Below are 23,006 nucleotides of genomic sequence, written 5' to 3'. Positions count from 1 at the left end.
ATTGAACAGATTGTTGAACAACTGACGCATCAAACGTCGTCCAAATTGCTCTGCAATGGTCACCAAAAACTCGGGCGGCCAATTTTTCTTTTAATGCCAAAACCGGCACCGAGCAGTTGCAGCATCCGTCACTTTGGGCTCTCAGCAAACCTTCGCCGCACCCTAATAAAAACTCTGCGGATCAATATCGATCGACAGCCGCAGGTTATTGGGTAGGCGAAATTGTCCGGCCCAGTCGGCCAGCGCCTTTTGCAAAGGGGCGGTCTTTTCGGCCTTCACCAGTAACCGCACCCGGTGCCGCCCTCTGATCCGCGCAATCGGCGCAGGTGCGGGACCAAAGACCTGTGCCCCAATCGCGCGCAATGGTCCGTCGCGCCGGGCCATCTCTGATCCCAGATCAAAGACCTCTTGCACATTGGGGCTGCTCAGCACGATCCCCGCCATCCGTCCGTAGGGTGGCACGCCCGCCGCCTTGCGCTCAGCCGCTTCGGCCGCCCAGAATTGTTCTTCATCGCCCGCAATGATCGCCTGGATCACCGCGTGTTCGGGTTGATAGGTCTGCATCAGCGCCTCACCCGGTGCTTCGGCCCGGCCGGCACGTCCGGCCACCTGCCGCATCAGTTGAAAGGTCCGTTCAGCGGCCCGCAAATCGGACCCTTGCAACCCCAGATCCGCGTCGATGACGCCAACAAGGGTGAGCTTGGGAAAGTTATGCCCTTTGGCGACAAGCTGCGTGCCGATGATGATATCAGCCCCGCCTTCGGCAATCTCTGCGATATGTGCCTTCATCGCGCGGGCAGAACCATAAAGGTCACTCGACAGCACGACGACCTTTGCATCGGGGAAGAGGTCTGTGACCTCCTCGCCCATGCGTTCCACCCCCGGACCAACGGCAGACAACCGGTCCTCTGCCTCGCAATGGGGGCAGATAGTGGGCATCGGTTTGGTCTCACCGCATTGGTGGCACATCAGCCGCTTGAGGAACCGGTGCTCAACCATGCGCGCGTCACATTGATCGCAACCGATCTGATGCCCGCAGGCCCGGCACAACGTGATTGGCGCATAGCCACGGCGGTTGAGAAAGATCAGCGATTGTTCGTTCTTGTCCAACCGGGCGCGGACAGCACCTTGCAACGTGGGCGAGACCCATTTGCCGCCGGGCAGGTCTTCGACACGCATGTCAATCGCGGCCATCTTGGGCATGACCGCCGCGCCAAACCGGCTGGTCAGTTCCAGCCGCGCGTATTTGCCCGCCTCGACATTGGCCCAACTTTCCAGGCTGGGCGTGGCAGAGGCCAGCACCACTTGCGCACCATTCAGCGAGGCGCGCAGAACGGCCATATCGCGGGCGTTATAAAGGACGCCGTCCTCTTGTTTGTAAGATGTGTCGTGTTCTTCATCGACGACGATCAACCCCAGATCGCGATAGGGCAGAAACAGCGCTGACCGCGCGCCCACGATCAATTGCGCATCCCCCTGCCCGACCATGCGCCAGCAGCGCCGCCGCTCGGTCGCGGTCACGCCGGAATGCCATTCGGCTGGCTTCATCCCAAACCGCGCCTCGACCCGGTCGATGAATTCCCCGGTCAATGCGATTTCGGGCAAGAGCACCAGCGCCTGCCGCCCCTTGCGCAGACAGGCGGCCACCGCTTCAAGGTAGACCTCGGTCTTGCCAGATCCGGTCACGCCTTTCAGCAAGGTGGTGCCATAGGTGCCGGACCCGACTGCCTCGCGCAGGACCTTGGCACCTGCAAGCTGATCCGCTGTCAGGTCCTTGCCGCCATAGTCCGGGTCGAGGCGCGGATAAGCAGTGTCGCGTGGTGCGTCCTCTTCGGCAACAGCGCCCAGTTTGACCAGCCCCTTGACGACAGAGGTGCCGACGCCGGCCATCTCGGCCACTTCCCTCAGCGTGAACGACAGCCCGCCGTAGTCGCGCAGGACCTCAAGCACCTTGGTCCGAGCGGCGGTGACACGGTTGGGGTCCTGATCGCCCAGCCGGTAAACCTTGCGCATCGACGGTGGGTCACCCAGCCCCGGGGCGCGGGTCGCCAGACGCAGCATCGCGGACATCGGCGTCAGCGTGTAATCGGCGGCACGGGCCAGGAATGCCATCATCTCGTCCCGCATCGGTGCGACATCCAGCACCCGATAGGCGCTACGCACCTTTGAGATGTCCCAGTCGCCCTTGCCAGGCCCCCAGACCACGCCCATCACCTTGCGCGGGCCCAGCGGCACCTCGACGAAGGCCCCCAAAAAACACCCGCCCTCGGGCGCCTTGTAGTCCAGCACCCGGTCAATCGGCTGGGTCGTCAGCACACCGATCAGGTCGCCTTCGTTGAAATGGGTCAGGGGCATGCAAAGTCCGGTCTGGCAGAGTGGTCAGTTAAGGGCAATCACCCCGGACCCGCAAGATCAACCACCCCCGAAACGTAGCGGGCATCAGACTTTCGACGAAAGTCTGTATGCAAATCCTCTGCGAGGATTTGCTGCCTATTTCTTTGCAAGAAATTGACGCACCGCTGCGCGCCTGCGGGGCTTTCGGACCGGCGCGTCATGAGGTAAAGCCTGTCGCAACCGCCAACACATGCCCGGGAGAGACCCATGAAATTTTTCGTCGACACGGCCGAAATTGACGCCATCAAGGAACTGCACGCATTGGGCATGGTCGATGGGGTCACTACCAACCCCTCGCTGATCGCCAAATCGGGCCGCGATATCCTCGAAGTAACGAAGGAAATTTGCGACATCGTGGACGGCCCCGTCTCGGCCGAGGTTGTGGCCCTTGACGCTGACACCATGCTGGCCGAAGGCCGCAAGCTGGCCAAGATCGCAGACAACATCGCGGTCAAAGTGCCGCTCACCTGGGCCGGTCTGCAAACCTGCAAGGCGCTGAGCGACGAAGGCACCATGGTCAATGTCACCCTGTGTTTTTCCGCCAATCAGGCGCTGCTCGCCGCCAAGGCCGGGGCCACCTTCATCAGCCCCTTCATCGGGCGTCTTGATGATATCAACACCGACGGTCTGGAACTGATCGAGGACATTCGCACCATCTATGACAACTATGGCTTTGACACCCAGATCCTTGCGGCCTCGATCCGGTCGGCCAACCATATGTCAGAATGCGCCAAGATCGGTGCAGACGTGGCAACCGCACCTCCGGGCGTGATTAAGGCGATGGCAAACCATGTGCTGACTGACAAAGGTCTAGCAGGCTTCATGGCTGACGTCGAAAAGGCCGGCATCAAGATCCTCTAACATGCAAAAGCGGCCCGGTCGCCCGCCGCGTAGCGCCGTGGGCGACACCTACCCCAGAGCCACGCAATCAGCGTAATGCTGGACGACGCCGTCTTCATCCGCCTCAAGCACCAGCCCGTGGATATCCGTCTCGAACCCCGGACATTCGCGGGAAAAGGCGCGGTTGAACTTCAGATAGTCCACGATCCGGGTGTTAAAGACCTCACCGGGGATTAGAAGCGGGATGCCGGGCGGATAGGGCGTGACCAGACTGGTGGTCACTCGGCCTTCCAGATCATCAATTGCCACCCGTTCCGTTTTACGTCCCGCAATGCAGGCAAAAGCATCGCCCGGCGTCATCACCGGTGTCACATCACTCAAGTACATTTCGGTCGACAGGATCGCGACATCGTATTTGGCATAAAGTGCGTGCACGTGCTGACACAGGTCGCGCAGCCCCATGCCTTCATAGCGCGGCTGTTGCTTGCAGAAATCAGGCATGCAGCGCCACATCGGCTGGTTCTTGTCGAAGTCATCCTTGAACTGCTGCAATTCGGTCAGCAGCGAATTCCACCGCCCCTTGGTGATGCCAATCGTGAACAGGATGAAAAAGCTGTAAAGCCCGGTCTTTTCGACCACCACGCCGTGTTCGGCCAGGTATTTAGTCACAATAGACGCAGGGATCCCTGTTTCTTCAAACCGTCCATCGATGTTCAAACCCGGCGTGATCAGCGTGGCCTTGATCGGATCAAGCAGGTTAAACCCGCGTTCCATATCGCCAAAGGCATGCCAGGATTCTTCGCCGTCAGCCTTTTGCACGCCATCCGCATCGGTCCGTCGCAGCACCCAGTTTTCAGGGCTTTCAACGCCGTCTTCGTCCAGCGCCAGCTCTTCAGGGCCCCAGACCTTAAACCACCAGTCATCCGCGCCGTATTCGTCATCAACCTTGCGCATGGCCCGGCGGAAATCGAAGGATTCCAGCAGGCTTTCCTCGACCAGCGCGCGCCCACCCGGCGGCTCCATCATGGCGGCAGCCACATCGCAACTGGCAATGATGCTATACTGCGGACTGGTCGATGTGTGCATCAAATAGGCCTCATTAAAGAGGTGCCTGTCCAGCTTGGTGTCCTGACTGTCCTGCACCAGAACGTGACTGGCCTGACTGATCCCGGCCAGCAATTTGTGGATGGACTGCGTGGCGTAGGTCACGGAATGCCGGGGGCGTTCCCGTTTGCGCCCCATCGCGTGATAGGTGCCGTAAAACGGGTGAAAGGCGGCATGCGGCAGCCAGGCTTCGTCAAAGTGCAGGTTGTCGATATAACCGTCGAGCATGTCCTTGATGACTTCGGTGTTATAAAGCACCCCGTCATACGTCGATTGCGTCAGCGTCAGGATACGCGGCTTGATCGCCGTTAGATCACGCCCTGCCAGCAGCGGATGTTCGGCCATCTTCGCCTTGATCGCTTCAACCTCGAACTCTGCCTTCTGGATCGGGCCGATAATGCCAAAATGATTGCGCGTGGGTTTGAGGAACACCGGGATTGCCCCGGTCATGATGATGCTGTGCAGGATCGACTTGTGGCAATTGCGATCAACGATCACCACGTCACCGGGAGCTACAGTATGGTGCCAGACCATCTTGTTAGAGGTGCTGGTGCCATTGGTCACAAAGAAACAATGATCGGCGTTGAAAATCCGCGCCGCATTTCGTTCGGACGCGCCGATCGCGCCGTTGTGGTCCAACAGCTGCCCCAACTCTTCCACCGCATTGCAGACATCCGCCCGCAACATATTTTCGCCGTAGAACTGATGATACATCTGCCCAATCGGACTCTTGAGGAAGGCCACGCCACCGGAATGTCCTGGACAATGCCACGAGTAAGACCCGTCTTCGGCATAGTCCAAAAGCGCCTTGAAGAACGGCGGCTGGATGCTTTCCAGATAAGCCTTTGCCTCACGCGCGATGTGGCGAGCGACAAATTCGGGCGTATCCTCGAACATATGGATGAAGCCATGCAATTCGCGCAAGATGTCGTTTGGCAAATGGCGGCTGGTCTTGGTCTCGCCATAGATATAGATCGGCACGTCTTCGTTTTTCCAGCGCACCTCTTCGATGAAATTGCGCAGGTTCAGAACGGCAGGGTCCAGTTCCGGCCCCGGTGTGAATTCTTCGTCATCAATCGACAGCACAAAGGCGCTGGCGCGGGATTGCTGCTGGGCAAATTGCGACAGATCGCCATAGGTCGTAGCCCCGAGCACCTCGAACCCCTCCTTTTCGATCGCTTCGGCGACGGCGCGGATGCCAAAGCCTGACGAATTGTCAGACCGAAAATCCTCGTCAATGATCACGATGGGGAAACGGAATTTCATCAGCTGCTCCTGCTGCTGGCAGGCGACGCCGCGCCCGGGAGTGGGGTTCAGTAGTGTGCTGTGCCAGCGGCGGCGTCAAGTGGGGCGCGGATGTTGGGGACCTCGGGAAAAGGTATGCATAGGATGCAGCTGCGATGTGCATGGCTTGTGCATCACCCGGAACGCTGCATTTGACTCAAAAGCCGCACCTGACAGTTTTCCACAAAAACGTGCTGACCGGCCCGTTTGGTATGGTATGATTTGCAAAACAAATCGCTTGAGCAGGCAACATGACAAAAACACCCCTAATGGACGGCAACGTCCGTGACCGCATTATTGCTGACCCCGATCTTTTGCTGGACGACCAGGACATTATGAAGGCCCTTGTCGCCGCAAACGAACAGGCGATGGGCGGCAATATCGTCGATCTGCGCGGCATCGCGATGGAACGGCTCGAGGCGCGATTGGATCGTCTGGAAGACACGCACCGCTCGGTGATTGCAGCCGCATACGAGAACCTTGCCGGGACCAATCAGGTGCATCGCGCCGTGCTGCGCCTGCTGGATGCAACGAAATTTGAGGTCTTTTTGCATGACCTGAAAGGCGACGTGGCCGATACCCTGCGGGTTGATGTGATGAAGCTTGTTCTGGAAAGCCAGGAAGCAGGCGAAGACCCTGCAGTGGCCAAGATGGGCGATGTGCTGTCGGTGGCCGAACCGGGCTATTGCGACGCCTACGTGACCCGTGGCCGTGATGTGCCCGTGCGGCAGGTGACACTGCGACAGGTCAAACCGCAGGACCAGAAGATCTATGGCGACAAGGCCGATTACATGCGGTCAGAGGCGTGTCTAAAACTTGATTTTGGCGCAGGCCGCCTGCCCGGCATGTTGGTCATGGGGTCCGAAGACCCGCATTTGTTCACACCGCAGCAGGGCACCGATTTGCTGACGTTCTTTGCGGGCGTCTTTGAGCGCACGATGCGGCGCTGGCTGGCGTGATCCGGTGATCGCCCCCGCCTTGACTGATGCGCTGTCGAAATGGCTTGACCATGCGCGCGCCATTGATGGGGCCGCGGAAAACACGCTGAAGGCCTATCAGGCAGATGTGCTTGGGTTTCTGGCCTTCATGGGGGACCACCATGGCGGTGCGCAAGGGCTTGGCCCGATTGCGAAAATCACTGTCAGTGACATGCGCGCATGGATGGCGCGTGCGCGTGCTGGTGGCGTTGGCGCGCGCAGCCTTGCGCGGCAGCTCTCGGCGGTGAAATCGTTTTATCGCTGGCTGGCCGAACGCGAAGGGTTTGAACCAACAGCTGTGCTATCCACCCGCGCGCCCAAATTCCAGAAAAAGCTGCCCCGCCCGCTGGCCGAAGACGCAGCCGTCGCAATGATCGACACAGTGGAATTGCAAGCCACCGAAGGCTGGATCGCGGCACGTGACAGCGCCGTGGTCACGCTGATGTATGGTTGCGGACTGCGGATATCAGAAGCTTTGGGCCTAACCGGTCGAGACTACCCCCTGCCCGACACGCTGCGGATCACCGGCAAGGGTGGGAAAGAAAGGATCGTGCCGGTCATCGGCCCTGCCCGCGTGGCCGTCGCAGCCTACATCGACCTTGCGCCCTTTGACCCCGTCCCTGACGGCCCGCTGTTTCGTGGGGCACGTGGCGGTGCGCTGAACCCGCGCATGGTCCAAAAAGTGATGGAGCGCGCGCGCTTGCAACTTGGCCTGCCCGCTACCGCAACCCCGCATGCGATGCGCCACAGCTTTGCCACCCACCTGCTGACCGCCGGTGGTGATCTTCGCGCCATTCAGGAATTGCTGGGCCACAGTTCATTGTCGACCACACAGGCCTATACGGCCGTTGACACCGCCCGCCTGATGGAGGTCTACAGCAAGGCCCACCCGCGCGCCTGAGGCTTGCCCTTTCCCCTAAAACCGGACATCACGCCTGAATGACACTTTCCCAAAAAGCCCTACTCGTACACTTTCTGACCGCGTCGGGAGCCGTCTTTGCGATGCTGGCGATGCTGGCCGCAGTCGACAGCAATTGGTCGCTGATGTTTGTCTGGTTGGTGGTGGCTTTTGCCGTGGACGGTATCGACGGCCCGCTGGCCCGCAAATACGATGTCAAAACCAATGCGCCGATCTTTGATGGAGTCTTGCTGGACCTGATCATCGACTACCTGACCTACGTCTTTATCCCGGCTTTTGCGCTTTATGAAAGTGGGCTGATGGATGGCTGGTCGGGCTGGGTTGCGATCATCATCATCACCTTTGCCAGCGCGCTGTATTTTGCCGACACGCGCATGAAAACAAACGATTATTCGTTTCGCGGATTTCCGGGGTGCTGGAACATGCTAGTGCTGGTTCTGTTCGCGCTGGAACCGCATTGGTCGATCTGCCTGATCCTTGTTGCTGTGCTGGCGTTGGCGATGTTTCTGCCGGTGAAGTTCGTGCATCCGGTACGCACCGCGCGGTGGCGGATGATCACGCTGCCGATGGCCTTTGCATGGGTGATCTTTGCGGGCTGGGCCGCTTGGGTCAACTTTGCACCTGAAAGCTGGGCGCATTGGGGGCTGATGGTGACGTCCGTTTATCTTGTGGCCGCAGGTGCCGCGCAGCAGGTGCTGCACGGGCCAGACGGCTAAAGCCGGGTCAACACCACGCCACCGACAATCAGCGCCGCCGCAAGCGCCTTTTGCCGACCCAGTCGTTCGCCAAAGGCCAGCCAACCGATCAACACCGCAAAGAGGATCGAGGTTTCGCGCAGTGCCGCCACCAGCGCGATCGGTGCCTGGGTCATCGCCCAAACTGCAATGGCATACGCCCCGTAAGACGCAAAGGCCGCCACTGCGCCCAATGTCCAAGCGTTGCGGTCTGCCACAAAAACACCGCGACCACGCAAGGCAACACACACCGGCGTAAAGAAAAGCGCGTCCAACACAAAAAGCCATGCGACATACATGGTGGCATCCCCCGCCACCCGCGCGCCCAAACCATCGACAAGTGAATAGCCTGCCGTCATTACAGCCGAGCCAAGCGCCAGCGGCACCAGTCTGATCCGTTCCCCCGCGCCCCAGACCCCTTGCGCCATCAACAGGATTCCGGTGCCAAGGACAAGGATGCCTGCGTATTCCCATCCGCCCATAATGTCGCTCAGGAACAGGGCCGAGATCGCCAGCACGACCATCGGCGCAGCCCCTCGCGCGATGGGATAGACTCGGCTTAGGTCACCCTGTTCATAAGCGTAGGCGAGGAACAGTTTATACCCCGAATGAAACACGCCTGACGCCAGCAACCAAAGCCAGACCTCTGCGCTGGGAAAGGCACGGGTCTGTGCGATGCACAGCCCCAGCACGCCCTGCACCAGCGTCAAGATCAACATCGACGTCATCTTGGATGTGCCCTGTTTGATGATCGCGTTCCAGGTGGCGTGCAAAAACGCCGCGAACAGAACCGCCACCAAGACCCAGAAACTCATCGCGCCCCATGCTCAGATCAACAGCGATCCGGCCCCTTCCAGACGCAAGAGTGTCACCTTCGCCTCGATCCCGCCAGCCCCGGAAAATCCGCCCAGCCCGTTGGCCGCCAGAACACGGTGGCAAGGGATGAAAATGGCAATCGGATTGGCGCCGCAAGCCTGCCCAATGGCCTGAGCCGAGACGTTCAACTCGCCCGCCAGATCGCCATAGGTGCGGGTTTCACCAAAGGGAATGGCGCAAAGGGCAGTATAGAAATCCTGCTGAAACGCAGACCCTCGTGGTGCCAACGGCAGGGTGAAATTTTGCAAATCACCTGCGAAATAGGCCGCTAACTCAGCCCGCGCTTGATCGAACAACGGCCCTTGGGTCAGCGTGCCGCCCTGCCCCCAGATCAGCCGTGTGATCGCCCCGTCCGTGGCATCCGCACCCAGCGGGCCGAGCGGGCTGTCAGTCAGGATCACCGGGTCACCCCGGCCTTGTCGGTTACCACCATCATCGTGGCCTGCATGGTCGAGATCAGCGTTTCCACGCCGTCATCCACAGCAAACGCGCGGCCTTGCGTGACCATCAAGGTGCGCCCCGCCTTGATCACTTCGCCTTCGCAACGAAAGGTCAGACCTTTGGCGGGGGACAAAAAGTTCGACTTGAATTCGACGGTCAACACCTCGGCGTTGGCCTCCATCAAGGTGAAGGCCGCATAGCCACAGGCGCTGTCCAACACCGTGGTCACGACGCCTGCATGGATGAACCCATGCTGCTGGATCAGGTCGGTGCGAAACGGAAACTCCAGCGTCACGCGCCCCGGCGCAAGACGGGTCGGGGTGACGCCGAATGTCGCCATCACCCCTTGGTCATCAAAGCTCTGCGCGCAACGGGCCCGCCAATTGGGGTTGCGCGGCTTCATCATTTAACTTAGCGCCGCATCGCAGCGGCCGCAGACGCCTGCATGGCTGTGGCTACCCACATCGGGCAGGATCTTCCAGCAACGTAGACACTTTTCGCCTTCGGCCTTGGCAAAGACAACGCCTACATCACTGCCCTCAACGGCAAACGCATCCGCAGGGGCGGCGTCTGTCGTGACATGGATGCCAGAGGTGATGCACAGATCGTCGAAGCTGACAGTTTCCAAAACCTTGGCCTGATCTGCGCTGACAAAGACGGTCGGCGCCGCTTCGAGCGAGGCACCAATCACCTTTTCTGTCCGCTGCACTTCCAGCGCACCGGTTACAACCCGGCGGACACTGCGCACAGTCGCCCATTTTGCCGCCAGAGCGTCGTCTTTCCAGTCACCCGGCGTCTCTGGAAAGTCCACCAGATGCACAGAGCTGGCATCACCCGGGAAGCGTTCCAGCCAGACCTCTTCCATCGTAAACACAAGGATCGGCGCCAGCCATGTTGTCAGCCGTTCGAACAGCAGGTTCAGCACGGTCCGCGCCGCCCGCCGCCGCAGCGTGTCACCATCGCAATAGAGCGCATCCTTGCGGATATCGAAGTAAAACGCCGACAAATCCAGCGTGGCAAAGTCAAAGACTGTGCGGAATACCCCCTGAAAGTCGTACTTGGCATAACCTGCACGGACCTGTTCGTCGATCTCGGCCAGACGGTGCAGCACCCAGCGCTCAAGCTCTGGCATGTCTTTCGCGTCGGTCCGGTCCGCATCAGTGAAATCGGCCAGAGATCCCAGCAGGAACCGCATGGTGTTGCGCAATCGGCGATAGCTGTCGGCGACACCTTTCAGGATCTCATCGCCGATACGCTGGTCATTGGTGTAATCGGTCTGCGCCACCCAAAGCCGCAGGATATCCGCGCCGTATTGCTTAACGATCTGTTCCGGCACGATGGTGTTGCCCAAGGATTTGGACATCTTCATGCCCTTCTCATCGAGCGTAAAGCCATGGGTCAGCACCCCGCGATAGGGTGCGCGTCCCTTGGTGCCACAGGCCTGCAGCATCGAAGAATGGAACCACCCGCGATGCTGATCGGTGCCTTCCAGATACAAATCGGCCAGCCCGTCCTCGGACCCATCTTCGCGGTCGCGCAGCACAAAGGCGTGGGTCGATCCGCTGTCAAACCAAACGTCAAGGATGTCGAACACCTGATCATAGGCGTCCACGTCCACCAGCCCATCCAGGAACCGTTCCTTGGCCCCATCCTGATACCAGGCATCTGCGCCTTCGGCCTCAAACGCCTCTAGCACGCGCGCATTCACATCCGCATTGCGCAACAGGAAATCCGCATCCGTGGGCAGGGCACCCTTCTTGGTAAAGCAGGTCAGCGGCACACCCCAGGCACGCTGCCGAGACAGCACCCAATCGGGGCGCTGTTCGATCATCGCGTGCAGCCGGTTACGCCCGCGCGTCGGGGTCCATGTGACCAGCTCGTCAATGGACCGCAGTGCGCGTTCACGGATTGTGGTGCCGTAATCGTCCTGCCCATCGCCGACCGGACGATCAATCGCTGCAAACCACTGCGGCGTGTTGCGATAGAGAACCGGCGCTTTGGACCGCCAGGAATGCGGATAGCTGTGCTTGATGATCCCACGCGCCAGCAGGCCGCCCACCTCGACCAGCTTCGACATGACAGCCGTATTGGCATCACCTTCCCACGGGTTGGACTTGTTCTTCTTGTTGAGCTTGTCGCGCAGGATTTTCTTGCCACCAAAGAACGGCAGATCAGCGCGAAATGACCCGTCTTCCAGCACGTTGTAGGTGATCACCTGCTCGAGCATGCCCAGATCGCGGTAAAGCTCAAACTCTTCCATCCCGTGGGAAGGCGCACAATGTACGAACCCAGTGCCCTCTTCATCCGTCACAAAATCGGCAACACGGAAATCGCGAATGTCATCCCATTCGCCGTTGGACTCGTCGGCACCATAAAGCGGATGCCGTAGGCCATTGATCACACCGGGATCAACATCCCGGACACGCTGCCACATGCCATCTTCCAATCGCGCCTTGCCCAGCACCTGCGCGGCCAGCTTGTCAGCCAGCACAAAACGATCGCCCACATTGGCCCAGCTTTCCTCTGGCGTGCCAGTGACCTCATACAGGCCATAGTCAATCTCGGCCCCATACACGACAGCCTTGTTCGACGGGATCGTCCATGGGGTCGTGGTCCAGATCACCACATGTGCGTCTTCCAGATCAGCCTCACTGCCGCCATGGACCGCGAACTTCACCCAAACGGTAAAGCTCTCCTTGTCGTGGTACTCCACTTCGGCCTCGGCCAGTGCGGTCTTTTCAACCGGTGACCACATCACCGGCTTTGACCCCTGATAAAGCGTGCCGTTCATCAGGAAGGTCTGGAATTCTTCGGCAATCACGCGTTCTGCATGGAAATTCATCGTCAGATAAGGCTCTGGCCAATTGCCCGCCACACCCAAACGCTTGAACTCCTCGCGCTGGATATCCACCCAACCTTCAGCGAACTTGCGGCACTCTTGCCGAAAATCGACGATGTTCACATCGTCCTTGTCCTGCCCCTTGGCGCGGTACTGTTCCTCGATCTTCCACTCGATCGGCAAACCGTGACAATCCCAACCGGGGATGTAGCGCGCATCGCGACCCATCATCTGCTGGCTGCGCACGACCATATCTTTCAGGATCTTGTTCAGCGCATGCCCAATGTGCAAATGCCCGTTGGCGTAGGGCGGGCCATCATGCAGCGTGAATGGCGTGCGGCCTTTTTTCTCGCGCAGGCGGTCATAGACACCAATCTCATTCCAACGCTCCAGCCATTCTGGTTCACGTTTCGGCAATCCAGCGCGCATCGGAAAATCGGTGCGTGGCAGGTTCAGGGTGTCTTTGTATTCAGGTGTATCGGCGCACATGGGGGGCGTCCTTTGGCAATCTTAAGGAATGTCTCGACAGGGGGCGGCGTGATCCTTTCAGCACCTTGACCCGGCAACGCTACGCGCGTGCCGGGACACTAATTCGTATGAAAAACCCATGTGTCATTGCCGCCGCTTATAAGCAGCGCCGCGCCACGCCACAAGGGCACGTCCCCTGCTTCTTCTGGCCAAAATAATCCCCGCCGGAGGCCCCGACATCACCGCCGCCGCACCGGGTCGTCAAAAAGGCCGTTCACCCGCAAAACAGCACCAGAATGTCGTGCGCGCGACACGCGCGCCCCTTTTGGTCACCGGCAATAAGATCCGCTGCGATAACGCGCGGTGTCAAAGTGAAAATGGTCCCGATGTGCTGCATTGGCATTTGGCCCAAGCACGGTCCCAAAAGGCCCGCAGGCCCCGCGCCACATGCGCCGCAACGCCTCACCCTTCTGGCCACGGTTCCAATCCGTCAGTACGGTAATCTCTGACCCGGATTTCAGCCCGATCCCCGCAATATCAATCGCGCGGCCAAAAGCATGTTCGCTCAACCGCCCCGTGGAGGACGAATTGCGGTTGCGGCAGGCATAATGCGACACCACCCGCAGTGACTGCATCCCGCCGCCAATCTGACCAACAGCAGGTTTCGCAGATTGCGCAACCCAGACCTTCAGCGCGCTGGCAGTACGGCAATCAATCGTGGCACTGGGCGATAAGCGCACACCGGCAACCGAACGGACCCGCACGGCGCTTTCAATCCCACAAGCGCCGCGCCCCGGCACGCGGCCAATTGTTTCGCCCTGAATGGCGGGATCGCCGCACACCTGCCCACGCTGCCGCGCGATGCGCTGTTCAACCGCGCGCTGGGTGATTGCAGCAGGTCGCACCGTTGGGCGCAAGGACTGCGCAATGGCGTTGGGGCTAAAGGCAAACATGCCCACCTCAGCCCGTTGCTGCGGCTGCGTGGTGGCCCCGCGCGCAAGATCAGGCCGCTCAAATGGGCGCGCGCTCGGGCGCATCTCGACCGTGGGATCACCTGGTGGCGGCGGAACCAGACTGTCGGGCCGGGTTTGCGGACGCAACGCTACGACCTCGGCTACATCAGGTGCCGGGCGCGCCTCGGGGCGCATTGCACTGGTCTGGGCCTGCGCCGTCGTGGCACAGATCACAAAGACTGCGACGCAAAGCGCCTTCATGCCTTCTTGGCCGCCACGCGGCCAAAATCGGGCGCATCCGTATCCTGCCCCGCCTCGATAATGCCACGGCGGATTGCCCGCGTGCGGGTAAAATAGGCATGCAGGTGTTCGCCGTCACCTTTGCGGATGGCCCGCTGCAGGGCAAAAAGCTCTTCTGTGAACCGCCCCAAAATCTCCAGCGTCGCGTCCTTGTTGGTCAGAAACACATCACGCCACATCGTTGGGTCAGAGGCGGCGATGCGCGTAAAATCCCGAAAACCGGCTGCAGAGTAATTGATCACCTCACCATCGGTGATCCGGCTGAGATCATCGGCAACACCAACCATCGTATAGGCAATCAGATGTGGCGCATGGGACACCACAGCGCACACCAGATCATGATGTGCCGGCGCCATCGTGGCAATGTTGGACCCTAGCCCCTCCCAAAAAGCGCAGAGGTCACGCACGGCATCAGGTTCCGCGCCTTCCCCCGGCACAATCAGGCACCAGCGATTGTCAAACAATTCTGCAAAGCCAGACCGCGGCCCCGAATGCTCTGTCCCGGCCATCGGGTGGCCACCGATGAATTGCACGTTCTGCGGCAAGTGAGGCAGCACCGCCTCAAACACCGCTGTCTTGACCGAGCCCACATCTGTGACCACCGCACCCGGTTTCAGCACTGGCGCGATATCGGCCATGATGTCGCCCATCACACCAATGGGGACGCACAGCACAATCAGATCGGCGTCGCGCACGGCTTCTTGTGCCGTGTCATAAACGTCGCAAAGGTCCAATTCGCGTGCGATTGCGCGGGTCTCTGCGGTATGGGCCGTGCCGGTGATCTCCTTGGCCAACCCTGCGCGCTTGATCGCATGGCACATCGACGACGCGATCAGCCCCAGCCCGATCAGGGCGACCCGCTCATAGATTACGGCCATCAGCGCTGCCCTTTGAACTGCGCAATCCCGTGCACAACCCGACGACAAGCGCTTTCATCGCCCACGGTGATCCGCAGGCAATGGGGAAAGCCATAGCCCTTGGGATGGCGCACGATAATGCCCTGGCTCAGCAGGTATTCATTGCAACCCACGGCCTCTTCCTCATCCGCGAAACGCGCCAGAATGAAGTTAGCGGTTGAAGTATCGGACGGCACACCAATTTCGGCCAAGGCCGTGGCCAGCCATTCGCGCCAGCGGGCGTTTTCACGCTGGCACCGTTCGAAATAGGCCGTATCGCGCACAGCCGCCTCGGCCGCGGCCAGCGCAGCAGAGGACATGTTGAACGGCCCCCTGATCCGATTGAGCACGTCAATGATCGCCTGCGGGCCATAGCCCCAGCCGACACGCATCCCGCCCAGGCCATAGATCTTCGAAAAGGTCCGGGTCATCACTACATTTTCGCGTTCATTGATCAGTGACAGTCCCGCATCAAACCCTTCGACATATTCGGCATAGGCACCGTCGAGAACCAGAATAGCTTGCGGTGGCAGGCCATCGGCCAGCCGCGCCACCTCTGTCGGGCCAATCATCGTGCCTGTGGGATTGGCGGGATTGGCGATATAGACCAGCTTGGTCTTCTTGTTGCAGGCTGCAAGGATCGCATCCACATCCACCACGCGGTCGCGCTCTTTGACCTCGACCGGTGTGGCGCCAGCGGCAAGCGTCGAAATCCGGTACAGGGCAAAGCCGTGCTCGGTGTGGATCACTTCGTCCCCGGGCCCGGCAAAGGCCTGACACATAAAGTGCAAAATCTCGTCCGACCCCACACCGATAATCACGCGTGCAGGGTCAAGCGACCATACTTCGCCGATTGCGGTACGCAGGGCCATATGATCGGTGGGCGGATAGCGGTGCAGATCGTGGGCCGCCCGCATGAACGCATCCTTGGCCTTGTCGGACGGCCCAGCGGGGTTTTCATTCGACGACAGCTTCAGGACGTTGGCAATACCGTCCACGTGGCTTGCGCCACCCTGATAAAGGGCGATGTCCATGATCCCCGGTTGTGGCTTGATTGCAGCATTCATAGCGCCATTCCCCCCGCTTTCGCCCGTTCTAACGGGGTGTTTCCGGCATTGCCAGTGTCAGGTTGCCAGCACATTGCGGAATTGCCAGGGGTCACTTTCATCAATGTCTTCGGGGAAATGCTCCCACCGGTCCTGCAGCGGGGTCCAGTCGGTGTAATGCGCCTCGACCGGGCCAAGATAGGGGCGCTGCACCTCAAGGCACCTTGCGTGGTCCATCTCGTCGGTTTCCACGATCCCGGCCTGAGGGTTTTCCAACGCCCAGACCATGCCCGCCAGCACCGCCGAGGTCACCTGCAACCCCGTGGCATTCTGATAAGGCGCCAGCGTCTTGGTCTCTTCATTCGACAGTCGGGAACCGTACCACAACGCATTCTTTTCATGACCATAAAGCAGCACGCCAAGCTCATCGATGCCGGTCACGATCTCGTCCACGTCCATAATTTCGTGCACTTTCTGCTGCTTACCGGACCCGAACATCTCATGCAGGGACAGCACCGCGTCATCGGCGGGGTGATAGGCATAGTGGCAGGTCGGACGATAGTCAGGCGCACCCGCTGGGCCGACGGTATAATAGTCCGAAATGCTCACCGCCTCATTGTGGGTCACCAGAAACCCGAACTGCGGTCCGGGTGTGGGGCACCAGGTGTGAACACGGGTGATGGCGCCGGGGCGTTCGAACCAGATCGCCGCCTGACAGCCGACATCATAGCTATGCGCGGTTTCGGGCATCCACTTCTCGTGCGTGCCCCAACCCAGCTCTGCCGGTTGAAACCCTTCGGCAATGAACCCTTCGACCGACCACGTGTTGACAAATGTATCCCGCGGACGGGGCTTGGCCCTGGCTTGGGTATCGCGCTCGGCGATATGGACGCCCTTGACCCCAAGCTTTTGCATCAAAGCCGCCCAGCCGTCGCGTGTGTTGGGCACCGCATCACCGGTGTTCGTGTCCCGCGCAAGCGTCAACAGCGCTTCTTTCACGAACCAGCTGACCATGCCGGGATTGGCCCCGCAGCACGACACCGCCGTTGTGCCGCCGGGATTTGCGGCCTTTTCGTCGCGGACCTTTTGGCGCAGGGCATAATTGGTGCGGTCGGCGTTGTCGGGGGTTTCGAAATAAAAGCCCTCCCACGGCTCCACCACGGTATCGATATAAAGCACACCAATCTCGCGGCAGAACTTCATCAGATCAAGCGACGAAGTATCGACCGACAGGTTCACACAGAACCCTTTGCCATCCGGGAACAGCCCGCCAAGCACGTCGCGGTAATTGTCGCGGGTGATCGCGGTTTGAACGTGGCGGACACCTTCATCTGCCAAATGCGCAGCTGCCGCAGGATTGGGTTCAATCACCACCAGTTTGTCCGCGTCAATATCAAAATGCCGCTGGATCAAGGGCAAGGTTCCCTTACCGATCGACCCAAAGCCGATCATCACAATCGCGCCGTCAATACGGCCATAGTTAGGGTGTGCCATGCGAACCTCCGGTTAGTGTGGCACGTGGTTAGCGCAAAGCGGCGCGCATTGAAAAGACACGATCCAAAAAAGCAAAACCCCCGCCGCAGGGACAGGGGTCTTGTTTTGATATGTCAGATTGTGTCTTAGGCTGCAGACTTGCGCCGCCGTCGCGCAAAGCCTAGCCCGGCCAGCGCGCTGCCAAGCATCAGGATCGAGGCCGGCACTGGCACTTCCTGGATCGTGAAATCACTGAAAACCTGTAGTCCATCGACAGAGAACCCGTCGTTCTTGCGGTTCTTGCTGTCGTCTCTCTGAAAATTCTCAAGCTCGATCCGGGCCGAGGTTACATCCGCGCCCAAATCAATCGTCACCAGCTTAATGTTTCCATTTGCAAGCTTCGGGTCCGTGCCCCGTATCCGCATTTCAAAGCTGTCGGTTCCAGTCGTGATCCGCAGGAAGCCGCCCACGTCATTGGCATCCATCAAGCTGAAGGTCACGTAATCGAACGCAGCGCCACTCATCAGTGACACGTCCCAGCCGATGCCAAAGGTGTCGTTGCTGTCAAGAAACCACTCACCACCTGCAGGTGTGGTATTGGACCGGCCAAAGACCGTGCCGTTACGCAACGCCACTTCGGTACCTGTATTGCCCGGCAATCCAGTCACGGTGCCACCGGTCCCGGTACCGCCGAGCGATTCAAAATTGCCCACCGCCGTCGAGATCGACGCGCCCACTTCGCCCTCGCCATTGGTCACACCGAGGGCTTCAAAATCTTCGGTAGCAGCAGCGCCGACACCAAAGGTGGGATTGTAGGATGCGGCATCGAAAATCGACACGTTAATCGTTGCAGCATTTGCCATCATCGGCAAAACGGCCATCGTCGTCGCAATCATGAGGCCCTTGATACGCACGGCACTCTCCAACAGAAAAAGGTTTAACTTGGGTTAAAATATGTCAAAGGCTGGGCGAGGCAAAGGGGAAACGCCTCACTTTTTCCCCATTTTCCGTAACGGAAATAAAAATACCTGATTGTCCGCTCCCGCGAAACAATTAACCTCAAATTTCCATGCGTTTCGGCGGAATAGGTCCGTCCTGGCTACTTGCGCTCGATTCCCACGGCGACCACTTCGCCGTTATGCAGCAGGATTTCCATCCAAACCGGGCTGGATGTGAAGCGTTCGTAACCAGTGATGAAGGTCGTGTTGCGGGCGAGCGCATCGATTCTGCGCCCGCAGGGCTTGCCAAATCCGGCCCGGCAAAAGCTGGCTTTGATTGCTTCGTAAGCGTTGTCGACCTGCGTGTAGGGCCGCCGCGACTGGGCGGTTTCATAGCGCACGACCTCGTGCGTGCCGACATCACCGGTCAACACGAGTGCGGCCGTGAATTGCCGGGCGCAGCGATCGTTGAAACCGGTGATGTAATAGGGGCGCGGCGCAGTGGTGTTTGGGGCGGTGTCATAGATGGTATAGCCTGACACGCTGGCGATTTTAGCCCCCATCTCGCGGGTGGACAGCCCACAAGTGGTCCCGACCTCGCCAAAGACTTGATTGGTCAGCGGTGGGATATTGTCGTCCGGCGCGTCAGCCACGTCGCTTGGCGCTTCATTGCCCATCAACCGGCCCAGCAGGCCGGGTGACGGCGCTTCGGCCACTTCGCCATCTTCGGATGGTGCGTTATCTGCAGCACTCCCAAACAGGCCCGCAAAGAATCCGGGCGCGTCATCGGGGGCCGCAATGGCAACGCCATCTTCGCCCACATCGACGGTATCCAGCGTCGGAACTTCGTCCAGCGTGTCCTGCACACCAAAGCCCGCGCACCCTGCAAGCAGGGCCGCAACCGGCAAGGACATCAGGACAAAACGCATCACGCGCCTCCGCTCAAACAGACGATGACATAGCGCGCGATGTGGCAGAGGTCTAGCGCAGGGCGCAGTTCAGACCTCTTCGACCTCGATCACCCCGCCCAAGGACCGCAGCGCGCCCCTGATCTGCGGGTTCACCGGAAAGTCGCGGCCAAGGTCCACCTCAACCTCGCCGGGCAGATCATCTTTCATCAGACAGAAATAGATCGGGCCGCGCCCGCCCTTGACCCCGTCGCGCATTGCATTATCGAGGATTGAGGCGACCGAGGGGATCGCTTCTGGCCCATCCAGAAACACCCGCAAGCCCTGGCTGCTGACGTCCGTCACGGCGGTATCAATCGGGCTGACCGAGCGACCCAGCAGCTTGAGCTGATCCGCCTCAAGCGTGGCCTCGCATTGCAACACCACTTGCGCGCCGGTTTCCAAATGTTCGCGCGCAACCTCAAGCGTGTCGCTGAACATCGTGACCTCGTATTGCCCCGTCGGATCAGACAGTTGCACAAAGGCAAAGCGGTTGCCGCGCGCCGATTTGCGTTCCTGTCGCCCACTGACGGTGCCAGCCATCTTGACGATGGCCGCCCCCTTTTCAGCGCGCGCCGTCACCTCATCCAGCGTCATAACTTGCTTGCGTTTGAGCGCGCCCATGTAGTCGTCAAGCGGATGCCCTGACAGGTAGAACCCGATGGCCTTGAACTCTTCCGCAAGCCGTTCGGCTGGCAGCCAATCGTCGCCGCCCGCCAATCGCGGCTCTGGCAGATCGTCGCCCGCCTCACCAAACAGGCTGACCTGATTGCTGCCCTTTTGGTCAAAGATCGCCGCCGAATAGGCACTGAGTTGGTCGAGCGAGTTGAAGACCCGCTGCCGGTTCGGGTCCAACACATCAAAGGCCCCGGCCCGCGCCAGCATTTCTAGCGGACGCTTGCCGATCCGCTTCAGATCGCAGCGCCGGGCAAAATCAAACAGGTTCACAAACTGCCCGTCTGCGCGCGCTTCGACGATCAGCTTCATCGCCTCGACGCCGACGTTCTTAAGCGCGCCCAGACCATAGACAAGCTTTTGATCTTCCACATCAAATGTCGCCTGTGACCGGTTCACACAAGGTGGAACATAGTCGATCCCAAGGCCTTTTTTGACCTCTTGGAAATAGACGCCCAGCTTGTCGGTCAGATGGATATCGCAATTCATCACCCCGGCCATGAACTCAACCGGGTGGTTCGCTTTCAGCCACGCGGTTTGGTAGCTGACAACCGCATAGGCGGCGGCGTGGGATTTGTTGAACCCGTAGTTCGCGAACTTTTCCAGAAGGTCGAAAACCTCGGTCGCCTTCTTCTTGTCGACCCCGTTTTCCATCGCCCCTTTTTCGAACTTGGGGCGTTCCTTGGCCATCTCCTCGGCGATCTTCTTACCCATCGCGCGGCGCAGCAAGTCCGCACCGCCAAGCGAATAGCCCGCCATGACCTGCGCGATCTGCATCACTTGTTCCTGATAGACGATGATGCCTTGGGTTTCTGCCAGAATGTAGTCAATAGACGGGTGGATCGACTCCAGTTCCTTCTGACCATTCTTCACCTCGCAATAGGTGGGGATATTCTCCATCGGGCCGGGGCGGTAAAGCGCCACAAGCGCCACGATATCCTCGATACAGGTCGGTTTCATCCGCTTGAGCGCGTCCATCATACCGCTGGATTCCACCTGGAAAACGGCGATAGTCTTAGCGCTGGCATAAAGCTTATAGGACGCCTCATCATCCAGCGGGATGGTGCCAATGTCATTGACTGCACCTTCGGGTGGCTGGAAAAGCTCTGTCCCATCCGCCGCGATATGCAGGGGGCGCCCGGATTTGATGATTAGATCAACTGCATTCTGGATGACCGTCAGCGTTTTCAGGCCGAGAAAGTCGAATTTGACCAGCCCCGCCTGTTCGACCCATTTCATGTTGAACTGCGTCGCAGGCATGTCAGAGCGCGGATCTTGGTAAAGCGGCACCAATTCATCGAGCGGACGGTCACCAATCACCACACCCGCCGCGTGGGTCGAGGCATTGCGCAATAGCCCCTCGACCTGCTGGGCATAGGTCAACAGACGGTCCACGACCTCTTCGTTCTTGGCCTCTTCGCGCAGACGCGGTTCGTCCGCCAATGCCTTTTCAATGCTGACGGGTTTCACCCCTTCGACCGGGATCATCTTCGACAGCCGGTCCACCTGCCCGTAGGGCATCTGCAAAACCCGGCCCACGTCGCGTACAGCTGCCTTGGACAACAAGGCACCAAAGGTGATGATCTGCCCCACCTTGTCACGGCCATATTTTTCCTGCACGTAGCGGATCACTTCCTCGCGCCGGTCCATGCAAAAGTCGATGTCGAAATCCGGCATCGAAACACGTTCGGGGTTCAGGAACCTCTCAAACAGCAGCGAATAGCGCAGCGGATCAAGGTCAGTGATCAGCAACGCATAGGCCACCAGTGACCCCGCGCCAGACCCCCGCCCCGGTCCCACTGGGATGTCGTGATCTTTGGCCCATTTGATAAAGTCGGCCACGATCAGAAAGTAGCCGGGGAACCCCATGCCCTCGATAATGCCCAGCTCAAACTCTAGCCGCTTTTCGTAGTCTTCGACGGGGGCCGCATGAGGGATCACCGACAGGCGATATTTTAGCCCCTCCTGTGCCTGACGCCGCAATTCGGCGACCTCGTCATCGGCAAACTTCGGCAGGATCGGATCACGCTTGTAGGTCTTAAAGGCACAGCGCCGCGCGATTTCCACGGTGTTTTCGATCGCCTCGGGCAGGTCGGCAAAAAGTGTCGCCATCTCCTGCGGGCTTTTGAAGTAGTGCTGCGGCGTGAGCCTGCGGCGCGCTTCCTGCTGGTCGACATAGGCACCCTCAGAGATGCAGATCAGCGCGTCATGCGCCTCGTAAAGCCCTGTCTGTGGAAAGTAGACATCATTGGTCGCCACAAGCGGCAATCCCTTGGCATAGGCCATTTCGATATGGCCCCGCTCTGACAGGCTTTCCGCCTCTGGCAAGCCGCCCTCGCCCGGATGCCGCTGCAGTTCGACGTACAGCCGGTCGCCAAAGATCGCGGCGAGCCGGTCCATCAGCGCCTCAGCCTTGGGCCTTTGGCCCTGCCGCAACAGCCGCCCAACGGGGCCATCCGGCCCCCCGCTAAGGCAGATCAGCCCGCTGCCGTAGCGCGCCAATTCCTCTAGGTCGACCTGCGGCAACTGCCCGTCTGCGTCCAGATAGGCGCAAGAGTTCAGCTTCATCAGGTTCATATAGCCCGCTTCGGACTGCGCCAGCAGCACGATAGGTGCAGGCGCATCCGGGCGCTTGCCGGGCTCGGGTGTCGTGTAGGCCAGATCAACCTGACAGCCGACAATCGGCTGCACCCCTTCCTTACTGGCGTATTCAGAGAATTCCAGCGCCGCGAACATATTATTGCTGTCGGTGATTGCCACTGCAGGCATGTCGTGTTTCGCGGCCAGACCGGCCAGTTTCTTGACCGGCACGGCCCCTTCCAACAGGGAATATTCGGTGTGCAGACGCAGGTGAATGAATCGGGGATCGTTGCTCATGCAGCGACATTATGTGCCGGATTTC

17 protein-coding genes are annotated in these 23,006 nt (G+C 59.7%); 4 read left to right on the top strand and 13 right to left on the bottom strand.

All coding sequences use genetic code 11. The features are described from left to right. Window positions 1–162: 162 nt before the first annotated feature. A complete protein-coding gene (locus AB3Y40_RS03565; protein WP_369437429.1) occupies window positions 163–2,355 on the bottom strand; it encodes a primosomal protein N' in 2,193 nt (730 codons plus the stop codon). A gap of 246 nt (window positions 2,356–2,601) precedes the next feature. Here AB3Y40_RS03565 and fsa point away from each other — a divergent pair, with 246 nt between their 5' ends. Then, on the top strand, window positions 2,602–3,255 hold the full coding sequence (gene fsa / locus AB3Y40_RS03560) for a fructose-6-phosphate aldolase (protein WP_369437428.1): 654 nt from the start codon (window positions 2,602–2,604) through the stop codon (window positions 3,253–3,255). 48 nt (window positions 3,256–3,303) lie between these two features. Here fsa and AB3Y40_RS03555 read toward each other — a convergent pair whose 3' ends face one another. Then, entirely contained in the window at window positions 3,304–5,604 is a 2,301-nt protein-coding gene (locus AB3Y40_RS03555; protein WP_369437427.1) for an Orn/Lys/Arg family decarboxylase, read from the bottom strand. A 269-nt stretch (window positions 5,605–5,873) separates the two neighbouring features. Here AB3Y40_RS03555 and AB3Y40_RS03550 point away from each other — a divergent pair, with 269 nt between their 5' ends. Genes AB3Y40_RS03550 through AB3Y40_RS03540 form a run of 3 tightly spaced genes read left to right on the top strand, consistent with a single transcriptional unit; the run spans window position 5,874 to window position 8,234 of the window. Further along, a complete protein-coding gene (locus tag AB3Y40_RS03550; protein WP_369437426.1) occupies window positions 5,874–6,581 on the top strand; it encodes a DUF484 family protein in 708 nt (235 codons plus the stop codon). 4 nt (window positions 6,582–6,585) lie between these two features. Beyond that, a complete protein-coding gene (locus AB3Y40_RS03545; RefSeq protein WP_369439591.1) occupies window positions 6,586–7,500 on the top strand; it encodes a tyrosine recombinase XerC in 915 nt (304 codons plus the stop codon). Between the two features lie 38 nt (window positions 7,501–7,538). Beyond that, entirely contained in the window at window positions 7,539–8,234 is a 696-nt protein-coding gene (locus AB3Y40_RS03540) for a CDP-alcohol phosphatidyltransferase family protein (RefSeq protein ID WP_369437425.1), read from the top strand. Here the strand turns inward: AB3Y40_RS03540 and AB3Y40_RS03535 are convergent. From AB3Y40_RS03535 to dnaE, 11 genes are all read right to left on the bottom strand, one after another. After that, a complete protein-coding gene (locus AB3Y40_RS03535) occupies window positions 8,231–9,067 on the bottom strand; it encodes an EamA family transporter (protein ID WP_369437424.1) in 837 nt (278 codons plus the stop codon). The genes AB3Y40_RS03540 and AB3Y40_RS03535 overlap by 4 nt on opposite strands. A 12-nt stretch (window positions 9,068–9,079) precedes the next feature. Next, window positions 9,080–9,529 (bottom strand): methylated-DNA--[protein]-cysteine S-methyltransferase, encoded by a 450-nt coding sequence (locus AB3Y40_RS03530; protein ID WP_369437423.1) that lies wholly within the window; start codon window positions 9,527–9,529, stop codon window positions 9,080–9,082. Next, a complete protein-coding gene (locus AB3Y40_RS03525; protein WP_369437422.1) occupies window positions 9,526–9,909 on the bottom strand; it encodes a PaaI family thioesterase in 384 nt (127 codons plus the stop codon). The genes AB3Y40_RS03530 and AB3Y40_RS03525 overlap by 4 nt, the downstream gene beginning before the upstream one ends. A 66-nt stretch (window positions 9,910–9,975) precedes the next feature. Beyond that, a complete protein-coding gene (ileS, locus tag AB3Y40_RS03520; RefSeq protein ID WP_369437421.1) occupies window positions 9,976–12,897 on the bottom strand; it encodes an isoleucine--tRNA ligase in 2,922 nt (973 codons plus the stop codon). Between the two features lie 308 nt (window positions 12,898–13,205). Then, entirely contained in the window at window positions 13,206–14,090 is an 885-nt protein-coding gene (locus AB3Y40_RS03515; RefSeq protein ID WP_369437420.1) for an extensin-like domain-containing protein, read from the bottom strand. Further along, the gene (locus AB3Y40_RS03510; RefSeq protein WP_369437419.1) at window positions 14,087–15,007 is read right to left on the bottom strand and encodes a prephenate/arogenate dehydrogenase family protein; all 921 of its coding nucleotides are present in this window, start codon (window positions 15,005–15,007) and stop codon (window positions 14,087–14,089) included. Before AB3Y40_RS03510 ends, AB3Y40_RS03515 begins: the two co-directional genes overlap by 4 nt. Beyond that, window positions 15,007–16,092, bottom strand: coding sequence for a histidinol-phosphate transaminase (hisC, locus tag AB3Y40_RS03505; RefSeq protein WP_369437418.1), 1,086 nt, complete (start codon window positions 16,090–16,092; stop codon window positions 15,007–15,009). The genes AB3Y40_RS03510 and hisC overlap by 1 nt, the downstream gene beginning before the upstream one ends. Before the next feature lie 57 nt (window positions 16,093–16,149). Next, complete coding sequence (locus AB3Y40_RS03500) at window positions 16,150–17,565, bottom strand: homospermidine synthase (protein WP_369437417.1); 1,416 nt, start codon at window positions 17,563–17,565, stop codon at window positions 16,150–16,152. A 125-nt stretch (window positions 17,566–17,690) separates the two neighbouring features. Continuing rightward, window positions 17,691–18,470 carry a VPLPA-CTERM sorting domain-containing protein gene (locus AB3Y40_RS03495; RefSeq protein ID WP_369437416.1) on the bottom strand — a complete coding sequence of 260 codons (780 nt, stop codon included), beginning with the start codon at window positions 18,468–18,470 and terminating at the stop codon, window positions 17,691–17,693. A gap of 173 nt (window positions 18,471–18,643) precedes the next feature. Then, window positions 18,644–19,411: a hypothetical protein gene (locus tag AB3Y40_RS03490; protein WP_369437415.1), complete on the bottom strand. Its 768-nt coding sequence runs from the start codon at window positions 19,409–19,411 to the stop codon at window positions 18,644–18,646. 69 nt (window positions 19,412–19,480) lie between these two features. Further along, window positions 19,481–22,981, bottom strand: a complete 3,501-nt coding sequence (gene dnaE, locus AB3Y40_RS03485; RefSeq protein ID WP_369437414.1) for a DNA polymerase III subunit alpha — start codon at window positions 22,979–22,981, stop codon at window positions 19,481–19,483. Window positions 22,982–23,006 lie beyond the last annotated feature (25 nt).

It is taken from the genome of Yoonia sp. R2331 (genome assembly GCF_041103235.1).
In the GTDB taxonomy this organism is placed as follows: domain Bacteria; phylum Pseudomonadota; class Alphaproteobacteria; order Rhodobacterales; family Rhodobacteraceae; genus CANMYO01.
The sequence above is the reverse complement of the archived record's forward strand: the minus strand, read 5'-3'. Positions and strand labels throughout refer to the sequence as shown.